At 72.1% G+C, this 16,345-nt stretch carries 13 protein-coding genes; 9 read left to right on the forward strand and 4 right to left on the reverse strand.

Going from position 1 to position 16,345, the window contains the following annotated elements:
• Window positions 1-8: 8 nt before the first annotated feature.
• The 3 genes from nuoL to nuoN are packed head-to-tail and all read left to right on the forward strand — an operon-like array spanning window position 9 to window position 5,224.
• A complete protein-coding gene (nuoL, locus tag AB0A97_RS14780; RefSeq protein WP_361149054.1) occupies window positions 9-1,955 on the forward strand; it encodes an NADH-quinone oxidoreductase subunit L in 1,947 nt (648 codons plus the stop codon).
• A 3-nt stretch (window positions 1,956-1,958) separates the two neighbouring features.
• Window positions 1,959-3,575 carry an NADH-quinone oxidoreductase subunit M gene (locus tag AB0A97_RS14785; protein ID WP_361149056.1) on the forward strand — a complete coding sequence of 539 codons (1,617 nt, stop codon included), beginning with the start codon at window positions 1,959-1,961 and terminating at the stop codon, window positions 3,573-3,575.
• A complete protein-coding gene (nuoN, locus tag AB0A97_RS14790) occupies window positions 3,572-5,224 on the forward strand; it encodes an NADH-quinone oxidoreductase subunit NuoN (protein ID WP_361149058.1) in 1,653 nt (550 codons plus the stop codon). Before AB0A97_RS14785 ends, nuoN begins: the two co-directional genes overlap by 4 nt.
• Window positions 5,225-5,405: 181 nt before the next feature.
• On the opposite strand, the gene AB0A97_RS14795 is transcribed toward nuoN, so the two are convergent.
• From AB0A97_RS14795 to fahA, 4 genes are all read right to left on the reverse strand, one after another.
• Window positions 5,406-5,747 (reverse strand): hypothetical protein, encoded by a 342-nt coding sequence (locus AB0A97_RS14795; protein WP_361149060.1) that lies wholly within the window; start codon window positions 5,745-5,747, stop codon window positions 5,406-5,408.
• Window positions 5,748-5,973: 226 nt separating this feature from the next.
• Window positions 5,974-6,510: a hypothetical protein gene (locus AB0A97_RS14800; RefSeq protein ID WP_361149063.1), complete on the reverse strand. Its 537-nt coding sequence runs from the start codon at window positions 6,508-6,510 to the stop codon at window positions 5,974-5,976.
• Window positions 6,511-6,647: 137 nt separating this feature from the next.
• Complete coding sequence (locus AB0A97_RS14805) at window positions 6,648-7,334, reverse strand: GPP34 family phosphoprotein (RefSeq protein ID WP_361149065.1); 687 nt, start codon at window positions 7,332-7,334, stop codon at window positions 6,648-6,650.
• Complete coding sequence (gene fahA, locus AB0A97_RS14810; RefSeq protein ID WP_361149067.1) at window positions 7,331-8,530, reverse strand: fumarylacetoacetase; 1,200 nt, start codon at window positions 8,528-8,530, stop codon at window positions 7,331-7,333. Before fahA ends, AB0A97_RS14805 begins: the two co-directional genes overlap by 4 nt.
• Window positions 8,531-8,858: 328 nt before the next feature.
• On the opposite strand from fahA, the gene AB0A97_RS14815 reads away from it, so the two are divergent.
• The 6 genes from AB0A97_RS14815 to AB0A97_RS14840 all read left to right on the forward strand — a co-directional run bounded on the left by AB0A97_RS14815 (window position 8,859) and on the right by AB0A97_RS14840 (window position 16,316).
• A complete protein-coding gene (locus AB0A97_RS14815; protein WP_361149069.1) occupies window positions 8,859-10,196 on the forward strand; it encodes an ATP-grasp domain-containing protein in 1,338 nt (445 codons plus the stop codon).
• The gene (locus AB0A97_RS14820) at window positions 10,193-11,407 is read left to right on the forward strand and encodes an FAD-dependent oxidoreductase (RefSeq protein ID WP_361149072.1); all 1,215 of its coding nucleotides are present in this window, start codon (window positions 10,193-10,195) and stop codon (window positions 11,405-11,407) included. Before AB0A97_RS14815 ends, AB0A97_RS14820 begins: the two co-directional genes overlap by 4 nt.
• A gap of 353 nt (window positions 11,408-11,760) precedes the next feature.
• Complete coding sequence (locus AB0A97_RS14825) at window positions 11,761-12,774, forward strand: polyprenyl synthetase family protein (protein ID WP_361149075.1); 1,014 nt, start codon at window positions 11,761-11,763, stop codon at window positions 12,772-12,774.
• A 234-nt stretch (window positions 12,775-13,008) separates the two neighbouring features.
• The gene (locus AB0A97_RS14830; protein ID WP_361149078.1) at window positions 13,009-14,319 is read left to right on the forward strand and encodes a DUF2092 domain-containing protein; all 1,311 of its coding nucleotides are present in this window, start codon (window positions 13,009-13,011) and stop codon (window positions 14,317-14,319) included.
• Between the two features lie 115 nt (window positions 14,320-14,434).
• Window positions 14,435-15,400, forward strand: a complete 966-nt coding sequence (locus AB0A97_RS14835) for an ABC transporter ATP-binding protein (protein WP_361149080.1) — start codon at window positions 14,435-14,437, stop codon at window positions 15,398-15,400.
• Window positions 15,387-16,316 (forward strand): ABC transporter permease, encoded by a 930-nt coding sequence (locus tag AB0A97_RS14840; RefSeq protein WP_361149082.1) that lies wholly within the window; start codon window positions 15,387-15,389, stop codon window positions 16,314-16,316. The genes AB0A97_RS14835 and AB0A97_RS14840 overlap by 14 nt, the downstream gene beginning before the upstream one ends.
• The last annotated feature ends 29 nt before the right edge of the window (window positions 16,317-16,345 follow it).

Genomic DNA, 16,345 nt, shown 5'->3' on the forward strand with positions numbered 1-16,345 from the left:
TCGTAAACGTGGAGAACTTGATCGCCCTGCTCGTCGCGGCCCCCCTGGCCGGCGCGGCCCTGCTGCTGTGCGGCGGCAGGAGACTGGACCGGGCCGGCCACTGGCTCGGCACGCTGCTCGCGCTGGCGTCCTTCGCCCTGGCCGTCCCCCTGTTCACGGAGCTGCTGGGCCGCGACGCCGAGCACCGCACCCTGCACCAGCACCTGTTCAGCTGGATTCCGGTGGGCGGCTTCCAGGCGGACGTGGCCTTCCAGCTCGACCAACTGTCCATGACGTTCGTCCTGCTGATCACCGGTGTCGGATCGCTGATCCACATCTACTCGATCGGCTACATGGAGCACGACGAGCGGCGCCGCCGCTTCTTCGGCTACCTGAACCTCTTCCTGGCGGCCATGCTGCTGCTCGTCCTGGCCGACAACTACCTCCTGCTGTACGTCGGCTGGGAGGGCGTGGGCCTGGCCTCGTACCTGCTCATCGGCTTCTGGCAGCACAAGCCCAGCGCGGCGACGGCGGCGAAGAAGGCGTTCCTCGTCAACCGTGTCGGGGACGTCGGCCTGTCCATCGCCATCATGTTGATGTTCACCACGTTCGGGACGTTCGCGTTCGGACCGGTGCTGGGTTCGGCGGGCGGGACGTCCGAGGGCAAGCTGACCGCCATCGGCGTGATGCTGCTGCTCGCCGCCTGCGGCAAGTCGGCACAGGTCCCGCTCCAGTCCTGGCTGGGCGACGCGATGGAGGGCCCGACCCCGGTCTCCGCCCTGATCCACGCGGCGACCATGGTGACCGCCGGCGTCTACCTGATCACCCGCTCCGGCGCGATCTTCAACGGGGCGCCGGACGCGCAGACCGCCGTCGTGGTGGTCGGCGCGGTGACGCTGCTGTTCGGCGCGATCGTCGGTTGTGCGAAGGACGACATCAAGAAGGCCCTGGCGGGTTCGACGATGTCGCAGATCGGCTACATGATCCTGGCCGCCGGGCTCGGCCCGATCGGCTACGCCTTCGCCATCATGCACCTGGTCACCCACGGCTTCTTCAAGGCGGGCCTCTTCCTCGGGGCCGGCTCGGTGATGCACGGGATGAACGACGAGGTGGACATGCGCCGCTACGGCGGCCTGCGGAAGTACATGCCGGTCACCTTCATCACCTTCGGCCTCGGCTATCTGGCGATCATCGGCTTCCCCGGTCTGTCCGGGTTCTTCTCCAAGGACAAAATCATCGAGGCGGCGTTCGCCAAGGGCGGCACGGAAGGCTGGATCCTCGGCGGCGCGGCCCTGCTGGGCGCCGCGATCACCGCGTTCTACATGACACGGGTGATGCTGATGACGTTCTTCGGCGAGGAGCGCTGGCGCAAGGCGCCGACGCCGTCACCCGCCGAGCCGTCCGTGGAGCCCGCGGCCGAGACGAGGGGCGAGTACACCCCGCCGCACCCGCACGAGTCGCCCAGGTCCATGACGATCCCGATGATCCTGCTGGCCGTCGGCTCGGTCTTCGCGGGCGGACTGTTCAGTCTCAACGAGGCGTTCGTGACCTGGCTGGAGCCGGTCACGTCCTTCGACCACGGGCACCCGCCGCTCAGCGCTGGGGCGATCACCACGGCCACCGTCGTGGTGATGGTCCTCGGCGTCGGCCTGGCCTACCTCCAGTACGGGCGCAAGCCGGTGCCCGCCGTCGCGCCGCGCGGCTCGTTGCTGACCCGGGCGGCCCGCCGTGATCTGCTCCAGGACGACTTCAACCATGCCGTGCTGGTGCGCGGCGGCGGCGAGCTGACCCGCGCCCTGGTCCGGCTGGACCACTCCGTCGTGGACGGCGCGGTCAACGGCACGGCGGCGTCGATGGGCGGCCTCTCCGGCCGGCTGCGCCAGGTGCAGAACGGCTTCGCCCGCTCGTACGCGGTACAGATGTTGGGCGGTGCGGCCGTGCTGATCGCCGCGACCCTGCTGATGAGGGGTGTCTGAGCCATGTCGTTTCCCCTTCTGACGGCCACCGCGGCGGTCCCGGCGATCGGCGCGATCGCCACCGCCGCGGTGCCCGCCGCCCGGCGCGCCGTCGCCAAATGGCTGGCGCTGCTCTTCTCGCTGGTCACCCTGGGGCTGGCCGCGGTGGTCGCGGTCCGCTTCGACCCGGGGGCGAAGGGCCCGTTCCAGCTCACCGAGTCACACGCCTGGATCAGGGACTTCGGCGTCCGCTACGAACTGGGCGTGGACGGCATCGCGGTGGCGCTGATCGCGCTCACCGCGCTGCTGATCCCGTTCGTCATCCTGGCGGGCTGGCACGACGCCGATCCTCTGGAGGACACCAGCCCCAACCGGCGCTGGCGCCCCACCCAGGGCTTCTTCGCGCTGGTCCTCGCCGTCGAGGCGATGGTGGTCATCTCCTTCGAGGCCACCGACGTCTTCCTCTTCTACATCTTCTTCGAAGCCATGCTCATCCCGATGTACTTCCTCATCGGCGGCTTCGGGGACCGGGCCGGGGCGGACGGCGAGGAGCGCAGCGCCACGCTGCGTTCGCAGGCCGCCGTGAAGTTCCTGCTCTACAACCTGGCCGGCGGTCTGATCATGCTGGCCGCGGTGATCGGGCTGTACGCGGCCACCGCCGACCAGCTCGGCAGCGGCACGTTCTCGCTGACGGAGATCGTCCAGGCCCGGGCCGACGGCAAGCTGGAGCTGGGCACCGGCACGGAACGGCTGCTGTTCCTCGGCTTCTTCTTCGCCTTCGCGGTGAAGGCACCGCTGTGGCCGCTGCACACCTGGCTGCCCGGCTCGATGGGCGAGTCCACGGCGCCCGTGGCCGTACTGATCACCGCGGTGGTCGACAAGGTCGGCACCTTCGCGATGCTGCGCTTCTGCCTCCAGCTCTTCCCGGAGGCCAGCGGCTGGGCCACCCCGGTCGTGCTCGTCCTCGCGCTGATCAGCATTCTGTACGGCGCGCTGCTCGCGGTCGGCCAGCGGGACATCAAGCGGCTGATCGCGTACGCGTCCATCTCGCACTTCGGCTTCATCATCATGGGCATCTTCGCGATGACGAGCCAGGGCCAGGGCGGCGCGACGCTCTACATGGTCAACCACGGCATCTCGACGGCGGCGCTGATGCTGGTCGCCGGGTTCCTGATCTCGCGGCGCGGCTCCCGGCTGATCGCCGACTACGGCGGCGTGCAGAAGGTCGCCCCGGTGCTGGCCGGCACCTTCCTGGTCGGTGGACTGGCGACGCTGTCACTGCCGGGCCTGGCGCCGTTCGTCAGCGAATTCCTCGTGCTGGTCGGCACGTTCAGCCGCTACCCGGCGGTGGGGATCGTGGCCACCGTCGGCATCGTGCTCGCCGCGCTGTACGTCCTCGTCCTCTACCAGCGGACGATGACCGGCCCGGTGAAGGCGGAGGTGCGGACGATGCCCGACCTCAAGGCGCGGGAGCTGGCGGTCGTCGCCCCGCTGATCGCGCTGCTGCTGTTCCTAGGCGTCTACCCCAAGCCGCTGACGGACCTCGTCAACCCGGCGGTGGACCACACCCTGTCCGTCGTCGACCAGCACGATCCCCGCCCCGACGTAGCCGTGAAGGCAGATGCGGAGGCCGCGAAGTGAGTTCCGTGGCGAGCGTCCACAGCCTGTGGACCATTGCGGCCGAGGCGCCGGCCAGGATCCCGGCTCCGAAGATCGAGTATGCCCAGTTGGCCCCGGCGCTGATTGTGCTGGGTGCCGCGGTCGTCGGCGTCGTCCTGGAGGCGTTCCTGCCGCGGCGCAGCCGCTACCACGCCCAGCTGCTGCTGTCCGTGCTCGCGCTGGCCGCCGGCTTCGCGGCCGTCGTGGGACTGGCGGCGGGCGGCTTCGGCACCAGCAAGGCGAAGATCACGGCGATGGGCGCCATCGCCGTGGACGGACCGGCGCTCTTCCTCCAGGGCACGATCCTGCTGGTGGCGCTGGTCGCCACGTTCACCTTCGCCGAGCGGCGGCTCGATCCGGCCGCGCACGGCAAGAAGGTGGACTCCTTCGTGGCGCAGGCCGCCGCGGTGCCCGGCGGGGAAGCCGAACAGGCCGCGGTCAAGGCCGGGTTCACCACCACCGAGGTGTTCCCGATCGCGCTGTTCGCGGTCGGCGGGATGCTGGTCTTCCCCGCCGCCAACGACCTGCTGACCCTCTTCATCGCGCTGGAGGTCTTCTCCCTCCCGCTGTACATCCTGTGCGCACTGGCCCGCCGCCAGCGGCTGCTGTCGCAGGAAGCCGCGGTGAAGTACTTCCTGCTCGGCGCGTTCTCCTCGGCGTTCCTGCTGTTCGGCATCGCCCTGCTGTACGGGTACGCGGGCACGGTCACGTACTCCGGCATCGCCCAGGTCGTCAGCGACGGTGCCAAGCAGATCGACCCGGCGCTGGCCGACACCATGGGCAACGACGCGCTGCTGCTGATCGGCGCGGCGCTGGTGCTCATGGGCCTGCTCTTCAAGGTCGGCGCGGTGCCGTTCCACATGTGGACGCCGGACGTCTACCAGGGCGCGCCGACGCCGGTGACCGGGTTCATGGCGGCGGCCACCAAGGTCGCCGCGTTCGGCGCGCTGCTGCGGCTGCTGTACGTGGTCCTGCCGGGGCTGCGCTGGGACTGGCGGCCGGTGATGTGGGGCGTCGCGATCGTCACGATGCTGGGCGGCGCGATCGTCGCGATCACCCAGACCGACATCAAGCGGCTGCTGGCGTACAGCTCCATCGCGCATGCCGGATTCATCCTGGCCGGTGTCATCGCCACCAACAAGGACGGCATCTCGTCCGTCCTGTTCTACCTGGCGGCGTACTCCTTCGTGACGCTCGGCGCGTTCGCGGTGGTCACGCTCGTCCGGGACGCGGGCGGTGAGGCGACGCAACTGGCGAAGTGGGCGGGGCTGGGCCGGCGCTCGCCCCTGACGGCGGCGGTCTTCGCGGTCTTCCTGCTGGCTTTCGCCGGTATCCCGCTGACCTCCGGCTTCACCGGGAAGTTCGCGGTGTTCAAGGCGGCGGCGGAGAGCGGAGCGGGCTGGCTGGTCGTGGTCGGTGTCCTCTCGTCCGCCATCGCCGCGTTCTTCTACATCCGTGTCATCGTGCTGATGTTCTTCAACGAGCCGAAGGCGGACGGGCCGACCGTGGCGGTGCCCAGCCCGCTGACCATGACGGCCATCGCGGTCGGCGTCGTGGTCACGCTGGTGCTGGGCGTGGCGCCGCAGTACTTCCTCGATCTGGCGGGCCAGGCGGGGGTGTTCGTGCGCTGAGCGCGGCCGAGCCGGCCGGATGCACGGCGTACGGCCCACGGCCGCCGCCCGGTGCCCCTGCGGGGGTGCCGGGCGGCGGCCGTTGCGCCGCTCGGGCGAAGGGGGCCGGCGCGGCCTGAAGCAGGTACGAGGAGGGCCGGCCGGAGTGCGAAAGGCGCAGGTCAGAAGGGGGGCACTGGGCTCAGCGGGAGAACAGCACCGACCGGACCAGGACCTTCTTCGGGGCGGCCTTGCCGGGCGGGACGACGAAGAAGGTGTCGCTGCTGCAGTCGTCGTCGGCGAAGAGGGTCACGGTGGCGTTGGTCCGGTTGCGCGCGGCGTAGGCGAAGTCGGCACCGTCCGGCAGCTTGAGGGTGATGCACTGCTTGCCGGGCGGATTGAACAGGGCCGCACGCTGGTCGAGCTCGTTGCCGGTGTTGAAGCCGTAGGAGAAGACGCCGTCGGCGGCGTAGGCGGAGGTGGGGGTGGTCAGGGCGAGTACGGCCGCTCCGAAGGCGGCGGCGACGGAGGTGCGCAGGCGCATCTCGTGACTCCTCGTGGTTGTCGGTGTCGAGCAACTACTCGGAGTGAATATGGCTCAGCGTATGGCGTCTTTCCCGGCGCCGCCCCGGAAACACCCCTGGTGGCGTAGCGGGTCTGCGCCGTTCGCGGCGGCCCTCGGCCGTTCGCGCGGGCTCTGCGCCGTTCGTACGGCCTCTTCGCCGTTCGCCCCGGTCGGTCCCTGGAGCGGCCCGGTGCCTGATCGGCCGTCAGGAGCCGGACGGGCCCCCGGGCAGGCTCGGCATCTCCGGCAGCTTGAGCTTGCCCTCGGCCTTGGTGAAGTCGTCGGTGGGGCCGCCCTTCCAGCTCACCTTCAGCGTCTTGCCGTCGGCGCCCGGCTTGACGGTGCCCAGGGTGCGGGTGGTGTGGCCGCCCATGCACTTCAGGGCGATCACCGTGGTGCCCGCGGTCTCCACCTTGCCCTGGCAGGCCGAACCGGTGTCCGCGCCGAGCCCCAGGGAGGCGATGCCCCGGTAGATCACGAGGGTGAGGTGCGAGTCGCCGGTGGTGGCCGTCCAGGCGCCGTCGAGGCTGCCGGTGCCGCCGCCGTCGCGGCCGTCACCGGTGGAGCCGTCACCGGCCGGGCTGCCGGGGGTCCGCGACGGGGTGGCGGCCGGTGCCGTGCCCGTCCCGCCCGCCGCGTCACGCTGGTCGTCTCCGCTGCCGCTGCCGCTGCCGCCTCCGCAGCCGCTGAGCAGCAGTGCGGCCATGGCGGCCGTCCCGGCGATCTGTGCTGCCTTGCGCACGTACGTCTCCTCCGTTGTGGGGCAGGACACGTGAGGCTAGCAACGCGGTGTGCGGCCCGGCTCCGTGACGAGCGGGGTCACAGTGATCGCGGCAGCGTCGCTACGAAGTCGGCGCGCTGCCGTGACCTTCGGGTATCTCATCCGGCACCGCCGCCGCTGCCGGCGGCGGCCTGGTCCTGGAGGATCACGCCCGCCACCGCGCGGGCGATCCAGTCGTCGCGGACCAGCGCCTTCAGGCCGCGGCGTACGGCCCGCCGGTCCGGGCCCAGCTCCAGCTTGCGGTCCAGGGAGGTGGCGGACACCAGAGCGGCCAGCACCCGGTCGCGCGGGTCCGCGAAGCCGGTGGCCAGCGCGCCCTTGAAACGCGCGCGGGCCGGCCCGGCGAGGTCCACCGGTCCGGCCGCCAGACGCTCGTAACGGAACAGGCCGAGCGCGCGCCGGGACTCCCGGCGGACCGCGCCGCGCTGTTCCAGCCGCTGCCGGCACACCTCGTCGACGCCGCGCGCCGCGCTCCGCACCCAGCGCTTGACCTTGACCTCGCCGCCCTTGCCGGGGCCGGACAGCGTGGCCAGCGCCGCGTCCAGCACCAGATCACCGAAGGGCAGCGGACTGCCCACCAGGATCCGGCCGCCGCGGCCCTCGGTGGCCCGCCCGGCCCGTGCCAGCTCCGCCAGGGCGGCGCCGGCCAGGCCGTACCGCAGGTGGGACGGATCGTTCAGCGGCTTGCCCCGCGCCGGGTCCAGGGCGAGGAGCAGCAACTCCTCGGGCAGGGTGGGCCCGAGATCCGCGCCGCCCCACTCGCTCCCCGCCCCGTGCCCGGTCATGCCGTACGCGCCGGCCGGACACGTCCGGTGACCTCGCCCAGGCCGACCCGGGAGCCCTCGGGCCCCGGGGCCCAGGCGGTCAGCGTGACCTCGTCGCCGTCCTCCAGGAACGGGCCCTTGCCCTGGGTGAGTTCGAGGAGGCAGCCGAGCTGGTCCGGCTCCGGGCCGGAGACCGTGCCGGAGGCGTAGAGGTCGCCGGTGCGCAGCGAGGCGCCGTTGACCGTCATGTGGGTGAGCTGCTGGGCGGCGGTCCAGTACATGGCGGAGAAGGGCGGGCGGGCGACCGTCTCGCCGTTGATGTCGATCTGGATGCGCAGGTCGATGCCGCCCGGCTCGGCGTTCGAGTCGTCCAGGTAGGGGAGGACGGGGACGTCGCGGGCGGGCGGTGCCGTACGGGCGTGGTCCAGCGCGTCCAGCGGCGTGATCCACGCGGACACGGAGGTCGCGAAGGACTTGCCGAGGAAGGGCCCGAGCGGCACGTACTCCCATGCCTGGATGTCGCGCGCCGACCAGTCGTTGACCAGGCAGACGCCGAAGACGTGGTCGCGGAAGCCGGCCAGGCCGACCGGCTCGCCGAGCGTGGACGGCGTGCCGACGACGAAGCCGACCTCCGCCTCGATGTCCAGCCGCCGGGAGGGCCCGAAGGCGGGCGCCGCGTCGGCGGGCGCCTTGCGCTGGCCGCTGGGCCGTACGACGGGGGTGCCGGAGACGACGACCGTGCCGGCCCGGCCGTGGTAACCGATGGGCAGGTGCTTCCAATTGGGGGTGAGCGCCTCGGCGTTCGGCCGGAAGATCCGGCCGACGTTGGTGGCGTGGTGCTCGCTGGCGTAGAAGTCGACGTAGTCCGCTACCTCGAACGGCAGGTGCAGCGTCACCGCGTCCAGCGGGATCAGCAGCGACTCGGTGGTGGCGCGGTGCGCGGGGTCGGTGACGGCCGTGCGGACGGCCGCCCGTACGGCCTGCCAGATGTCGCGGCCCGCGGCGAGCAGCGGGTTCAGGGTCGGTGCGGCGAGCAGGTCGGCGTGCGGCGATCCGGAGGTGGCGGCCAGTGCGTCGAGGTCGAGTACGTGGTCGCCGAAGCGCACGCCGATGCGGCGCCGGGTCGGCTCGTCCGCCGTGCTGAAGACGCCGTAGGGGAGGGTGTGCGGCCCGAAGGGGTGGTCCTCGGGCAGGTCGAGCGGGTGGTGCTCGGACATGTACGGCTCCTCGCGTGGTCTCTCGCGTGCGTCGTCACCTGTGGCCGCGGACCCGGCCGGCGGGCCGGCGGGCTCATCGATCAGATTACGGCCCAACGGGCCGCGAGGGGATGCCCGGCCGGACGGCGGGTGCCGGCGCGGAGGTGCCCGGGGCAGCGGCGAACCGGAGAGAGACAGTGGCAGAAGAGAAACAGAACCGATCGAAAGGCGTTGGCAAAGCGCCATGAAAGAGTTCGTAATGTCTGGAAAGACGGTACCCGAACGGTCAGTTCGGTTCTAACTTCCTTGCGGGGCGTGGCCGGGGCGGGACGCGCCGTTGGGGGGTCAGGTGGCTCGGAGCAGTACGGCGTTCGCGGTGGACCGGACCGTTCCGGGACTCATCGTGAAGATCGGTGACTATCCGCTGCACCACGGCGGAGTGGGGGCGATCCGCAGTCTGGGACGTCTCGGCGTACCCATGTACGCGATCACCGAGGACCGGTTCACCCCCGCCGCCACCTCACGCTACCTGCACGGACGCTGCGTCTGGCCCACCACCGGACGCGAGGACCCGCAGCGGCTCGTCGAGGTGCTGCTGCGCATCGGCAAGCGGATCGGCCGGCCCGCGGTCCTGATTCCGACCGACGAAGAGGCCGCTGTCCTGACCGGTGAGTACGCCGACGTCCTCGGCGGCCACTTCCTGCTGCCCCGCACCGGAGCCGGCCTGCCGCGCCGCCTGGCGAGCAAACAGGGGCTGTACGAACTCTGCGTCGAGCACGGTATTCCGTCACCGGCGTCCGCCTTCCCCGAGTCGCTGTCGGACATCGAGCACTTCGCCGCACGGGCGCGCTTCCCGGTCGTGGCCAAGAACCGCGAGGCGTTCCAGCGGCGCCGGCACCCCGCGGTCGCCGGCACCACCCTGATCGCGGGCCCCGGCCAGCTCCTCGGCCTGGCCCGCGACTGGGGCCCGCGGCCGGACGTGATCCTCCAGGAGTACCTGCCGCGGGAGGAGGCCGAGGACTGGATCGTGCACGCGTACTTCGACGCGGACAGCACCGCGCTGAGCCTGTTCACCGGGGTCAAGGTGCGCTCCTGGCCGCCGCACGCGGGCATGACGGCCTGCGCGTACGTCGTCGACAACCCCGAACTGGCCGAGCTGACCGCCCAGTTCGTCAAGCGCGTCGGCTTCAGCGGCATCGTGGACCTGGACTGGCGCTACGACCGCCGGGACGGCGCGTACAAGCTGCTGGACTTCAACCCGCGGATGGGCGCCCAGTTCCGGCTGTTCGAGAACGAGGCGGGCGTCGACGTCGTACGGGCCCAGCACCTGGACCTGACCGGCCGGAAGGTCCCGGAGGCGGAACAGCGGGCCGGACAGCGGTTCGTCGTGGAGAACATCGACCTGCCGGCGCTGCTCGCGTACCGCCGCAGCGGCTACACCACGCCCCACGCGCCGAGCCGCGCCACCGGCACCGAGCTGGCGTGGCTGGCCGCCGACGACCTCAAGCCGTTCTTCACGATGCTGGCCCGGTTCGTCGGCCCGGGCGCCCGGCATCTGGTCGAACTGCGCCGGACGAGCAGACGCGCGCGGGCGATGAACGGGGGATCAGTGCGGCCGTTCCCCGCCAGGGCAGTGGGGGGCACTGCCGGACCAGCAGCAACACCCTGGGGAGGGGAACGCACGTGAACACTCCGGTAGCAGTCGTCGGAGCCGGTCCGTACGGCCTGTCGACGGCGGCGCACCTGCGCGCGCTGGGCGTGCCCGTACGCGTCTTCGGCCGGCCGATGGTGAGCTGGCGCGAGAACATGCCCGCGGGCATGCTGCTCAAATCGACACCGGCGGCGTCCACCATCGACGCCCCGCAGACCGGGCACACGCTCCAGGACTTCTGCGACGCGACGGGCGGGCGGCGCTACGAGTCCGACTGGGACATCCTCCCCGTCGAGACCTTCGTGCGGTACGGCGAATGGTTCCAGGAACGGCTGGTTCCCGACCTGGAACAGGTACGGGTCGTCTCGGTCGACCGGCGGTCCGGCGGCTACGACCGGCACTCCGACGGATTCGAGCTGAAACTGGACAGCGGCGAACAGTTCCGGGCCCGCGCGGTCGTCGTGGCCACCGGACTGACCGGCCTCGCCCGGCTGCCGCGAGAGCTGGCCGCGGCCGTGCCGGACGGGCCGTCCCCCACCGGCCCGGTCTCGCACAGCTCCCAGCACCGCGACCTGTCGGCCTTCGCGGGCCGGGACGTGGTGGTGGTCGGCGCCGGACAGTCGGCGCTGGAGAGCGCGGTGCTGCTCGCCGAGTCCGGCGCCCGGTCCGTACGGGTCGTCGCGCGCGGGCGTACGGCGGTGGGCTTCGGCGCGCCGCCGGACCATCAGCCCAGGCTGCGGCCGGAGACACCGTTCGGCAACGCGTGGTCGCTGTACGCGTTCACGTACTACGCGGGCGGTTTCCGCCACCTGCCCGCACCGGCCCGGCGCTACCTGGCCCGCCGGGTGCTGGGGCCACTGGGCGCCTGGTGGCTGCGCGACCGCTTCGTGGGGCGCGTCCAGGTCACGGCCGGGCAGCGGATCGTCCGGGCCCGCGTCGAGGACGGCCGCCCGGTCCTGACGCTGCGCGCGCCCGACGGCCGCACCGGCGAACTGGCCGCCGACCACGTCCTGGCCGCCACCGGCTACCAGGTCGACCTGGCGGCGATGGACTTCCTCGGCCAGGGCCTGCGCACCGGCGTCACGGTCAGCGGCGGAGGTCCCCGCCTGGACGCGGGCTTCGGCTCGTCCGTCCCGGGCCTGCACTTCACGGGCCTCCCGGCGGCGGCGTCCTTCGGGCCCGTGATGCGTTTCGTCTGCGGTACGGAGTTCGCGTCCCGGCGGGTGGCGGAGGCGGTGGCGCGGTAGGGGAGGACGGTACGGGGGAGAGCGCCGGCGTCCGAGCGGGGGCGTGGGCGCGGGCCCGGGCGGGACTCCGGGGCCCGCCTCCGGGCGGATGCCTGACCGGGAGGTCGGACGAGCACCCCGTCGCACCGCGGCCGGGGCGCTCCGTTCTGTCCGGAATCCGCTGGTGTCCGAGGTGCGAGAAGCGTGTTCGCCATGCGGACGCGGGCGGGTGTCGAACGGCTCGCACACCGTTCGAGTGTCTCGGAGGGGCGGGCGCTCACGGTGATCCAACAGCGACCGGATACGCTGGCCAATGGTGGAGACAGCGACAGATCGACATTCCGTTTGATCGTCAGCAGACAGGAGTACCCCTCGTGACCGTCGTCGGGCCCTTCGGGCTGAGCGTGCGGGACCAGGCTCTCGAGGCCGATGTCCAGGCCGGGTTGGCGGCTGTCGAGGAGGGCCTGCTGGAGGCCACCAAGAGCGACGTGCCGTTCATCACCGAGGCCGCGCAACATCTCGTCCGCGCAGGTGGCAAGCGGTTCCGGCCGCTGCTGGTGATGCTGGCCGCGCAGTTCGGCGACCCGCACACGCCGGGCGTCGTCCCCTCGGCCGTCGTCGTGGAGCTGACGCACCTGGCGACGCTGTACCACGACGACGTCATGGACGAGGCGGACGTGCGCCGCGGGGTGGCCAGCGCCAACGCCCGCTGGGGCAACTCCGTCGCCGTACTGACCGGCGACTTCCTCTTCGCGCGCGCCTCGCACATACTGGCCGACCTCGGGCCGGAGGCCGTCCGCATCCAGGCCGAGGCATTCGAACGCCTCGTGACCGGTCAGATCCTGGAGACGGCGGGCCCGCGGGACGGCCGTGACCCGATCGACCACTACCTGGACGTCATCGCGGGCAAGACCGGCTCGCTGATCGCCGTCGCGGGCCGCTTCGGCGCGATGATGTCCGGCGCCGACGAGACGACCGTCAACATCCTGACCCAGTACGGCGAACGCCTCGGCACCGCCTTCCAGCTCGCCGACGATGTCCTGGACATCGCCAGCGACTCCCACGAGTCCGGCAAGACGCCCGGCACGGACCTGCGCGAGGGCATCCCGACCCTGCCGGTCCTGCACCTGCGCGCGCTGGCCGACGGCGCACACGGCACCGACAAGGACCGCGAGCTGCGCGACCTGCTGGCCGGCGACCTGACCGACGACGCCCGGCATGCCGAGGCGCTGGCCGGACTGCGTGCCCACCCGGCGCTGGAGCAGGCCCGCCGCGACACGGTGCGCTACGCGGAGGAGGCACGGGCCACCCTGGCGCCGCTGCCGGAGTGCATGGCGAAGGCCGCGCTGGAAGGGCTGTGCGACTCGGTGGTGCACCGGGCGGGGTGACCTCCGGTAACCCTTAGGGTCCGTCTCTGTCTTTGGTCATACCGGTTCCACCCTGCGGTGGTGTGGGGCTCATCCCACCGGAGTACGGGAGTTGACCCCCGGGGCTGACGCGTCCGGCTGGCCGGTTTGGTGGGATGGAGAGCACCACGCCGCGGCGGAACGGGTCACAATGAGCCCGGGAGTGGGACGAGTGCGTCGCGCAGCAGGCCGCCGCTTACGACGGAGGTAAGGCACATGCCACGGAACCAACCGGCACAGGTCACCGACGAGTGGGACGGGGACGGGGGGCGCTCCGCGAAGCGCCGCAGAACGATGCGGTACGCCGTTCCGGCCGCCGTCGTGGGTATCACCGCGGCCACGATCGGGCTGGTCCCGGCGTTCGCCGGTTCCGGCTCCCCGGACCTGCCGAAGATCTCCGCGCAGGACCTGATAGCCAAGGTCGCCGCGTCGGACGTGCAGCAGTTGTCCGGTACGGTCCGCACGAACACCGACCTGGGACTGCCGTCCCTGTCGGGTGCCGGCGCCGGTGCCTTCGGCGGCTCCGCGGGCCAGGGCGGCAGCGGCTCGGGCGACAAGGACCGTACGGGAGCCTCCGCGAGCCCGCAGAACCAGCTCATGGACCTGGCGTCCGGCTCGCACACGCTGCGCGTCGCCGCCGACGGGCCGGACAAGCAGCGGGTCTCGGTCGTCGGCAAGGCCGCCGAGTACAACCTCGTGCACAACGGCCGTGACCTCTGGGGTTACGACAGCAAGAGCAACACCGCGTACCACAGCACGATCCCGGCCAAAGCGGACAAGGGCGGGAAGCACGGTACGGACGGGTCCGGCACGTCCGGCGACCTGAAGAACGCCACCCCGCAGGAACTGGCCAAGAAGGCGCTCGACGCGGTCGGCGACACCACCTCGGTGACCGTCGACGGCACCGCCAAGGTGGCCGGGCGGGACGCGTACCAGCTCTCGATCAAGCCGAAGCAGGCCGGTTCCACGGTCGACTCGATCCGGATCTCGGTGGACGCCGAGACCGGCGTACCGCTGAAGTTCACGCTCACGCCCAAGGGCGGCGGCGCCGCCGCGATCGACGTCGGCTTCACCTCCGTCGACTTCGCCAAGCCCGCGGCCGGCACCTTCGACTTCAAGCCGCCGAAGGGCGCCGAGGTCGTGGACGGCGACAAGGCCCGCGCGCAGCAGCGCGCCAAGGGGGAGCGGACGGCCGAGGACCTCCAGGGCATCCTGGGGCAGTACGGCCTGGGCGGCAAGAACGCCGCGAAGGGCAAGGGCGGCGTCGACGTCATCGGCTCCGGCTGGACCTCGATCGCCCACGTCAAGGGCGTCGGCTCCGGTCTCTCCTCGGCCGACGGCAAGGGCGCGTCCGGTGACGCGGCCAAGCTGCTGGACAGCCTGGGAGAGAAGGTGAACGGGAAGTTCGGCTCCGGCCGGCTCTTCAGCACCCGCCTGGTCAACGCCCTGGTGACGGACGACGGCTCGGTCTACGCCGGTGCCGTGGACAAGGAGTCCCTGATCAAGGCGGCCGAGCCCGCCAGGTGACGAGACCGGCGCGGGGCGGGGCCGGCCGGTCCCGCCCCGCGTCCGGGACGGGGCCGTCGGCGCGACCGGCCGCGGTCACCGGTGCGACCACAGGCGTGACCACATGGGGGAGCCGATGACGCAGCCGTCCGCCGGGGACCGGGTGATCGAAACCCGGGGGCTGACGAAGACCTACCGCGGCGGGCCACCGGCCGTCGACCGTCTCGACCTCGCCGTACCGCGCGGCAGCGTCTTCGGCTTCCTCGGACCCAACGGCTCGGGCAAGACCACCACCATCAGAATGCTGCTCGGCCTGATCGAGCCGTCGGCGGGCGGCGTCCGGCTGCTCGGCGAACCGATGCCGCGGGCCGCCCGCCGGGTGCTCCCCAGGGTCGGCGCCCTCATCGAGGGACCGGCGCTGTACGGCTTCCTCAGCGGGCGGGACAACCTCGTCCGGTACGACGCGGCCGATCCGGCCACGGACCCCCGCACCCGCGGCCACCGCGTGGACCACGCGCTGGAACGGGTCGGGCTGGCCGCCGCCGCCCGCAAGAAGGCGCGCGCCTACTCGCTGGGCATGAAGCAGCGGCTGGGGCTGGCCGCGGCGCTCCTCCAGCCCCGCGAACTCCTCGTGCTGGACGAGCCGACCAACGGCCTGGACCCGCAGGGCATGCGCGAGATCCGTACGCTCGTCAGAGAGCTGGCGGGCGACGGCACCACCGTCTTCCTCTCCTCCCACCTCCTCGACGAGATCGAGCAGGTCTGTACGCACGCCGCCGTGATGGCCCGCGGCCGGCTCGTCACCCAGGGCACGGTCGCCGCGCTGTCCGCGGGCACGCGCGGGCGGCTGGCGGTCGGCACCCCCGACACCGCCGACGCGGCGCGGGTGCTCAAGGAGTGCGGGGTGACCGACCTCGTGGTGGCGGAGGAGCGGGTGTCCGGTGACCTGCCGACGCCGGCCGGCGGGCCGCCCGACCTGGCGGAGGTGAACGCCGCTCTCGTACGGGCCGGGGTGCGCGTCCGGGCCTTCGGCGTGGAACGGGCGTCCCTGGAGGACGTCTTCGTGCAGTTGACCGGGGAGGGCTTCGATGTCGCGGGTTGAGACGGCCGGGAGCGCGGGGGCCGGGGACGCGGCGGCCGGGAGGGCGCCGGCCGGCAGCGCGGCCGTGCGCCGTGCGCCGCGACCGCTGTGGTCGCTCGGCCTGCTGCGCAACGAGATCGGCATGACCTTCCGGCGCTGGCGCACCCTCGCGCTGCTCGCCGTCCTCGCCGCCGTACCGGTCCTGATCGGTGTCGCCGTCAAGATCGAGACGAGCGGTGAGGGCGGCGGACCGGGCGGCTCCGGCGGCGCGGCATTCGTCTCCCAGATCACCAACAACGGCCTCTTCCTGGTCTTCACCGCACTCGCCGTCACCCTGCCGGTCTTCCTGCCGCTGGCGGTCGGGGTGGTCGCCGGGGACGCCGTCGCCGGTGAGGCGCACGCGGGGACGCTGCGCTACCTGCTCGTCGCCCCGGCAGGGCGGACCCGGCTGCTGCTGGTCAAGTACGCGACGACGCTGACGTTCTGCCTGGTGGCGACGCTGGTCGTGGCGGTGTCGGCGCTGGTGACCGGCGCGCTGCTGTTCCCGGTCGGCGAGGTGACGCTGCTGTCCGGGACGACCGTGCCGTTCGGCGAGGGGCTGCTGCGGGCGCTGGCGATCGCGGTCGTCGTGGCGCTGTCCCTGGTGGGGGTGGCGGCCATCGGCCTGTTCGTCTCGACGCTCACCAACAGCGGCATCGCGGCGATGGCCACCACCGTCGGTCTGCTGATCGTGGTGCAGATCCTGGACACCATCCCGCAACTGCACGCGATCCAGCCGTACCTCTTCTCGCACCACTGGCTGTCCTTCGCCGACGTGCTGCGCGAACCCGTCTACTGGGACCAGCTCCAGAAGAACTTCGGGCTCCAGGCGGTGTACGCGGCGGTCTTCGGCTCCGCGGCCTGGGCGCGCTTCACGGCGCGGGACGTCACGGCCTGAGCCGCGGCGCCCCGCGCCGTACGCTCCCG

Source organism: Streptomyces sp. NPDC045470, from assembly GCF_040646595.1.
Lineage (GTDB): Bacteria > Actinomycetota > Actinomycetes > Streptomycetales > Streptomycetaceae > Streptomyces.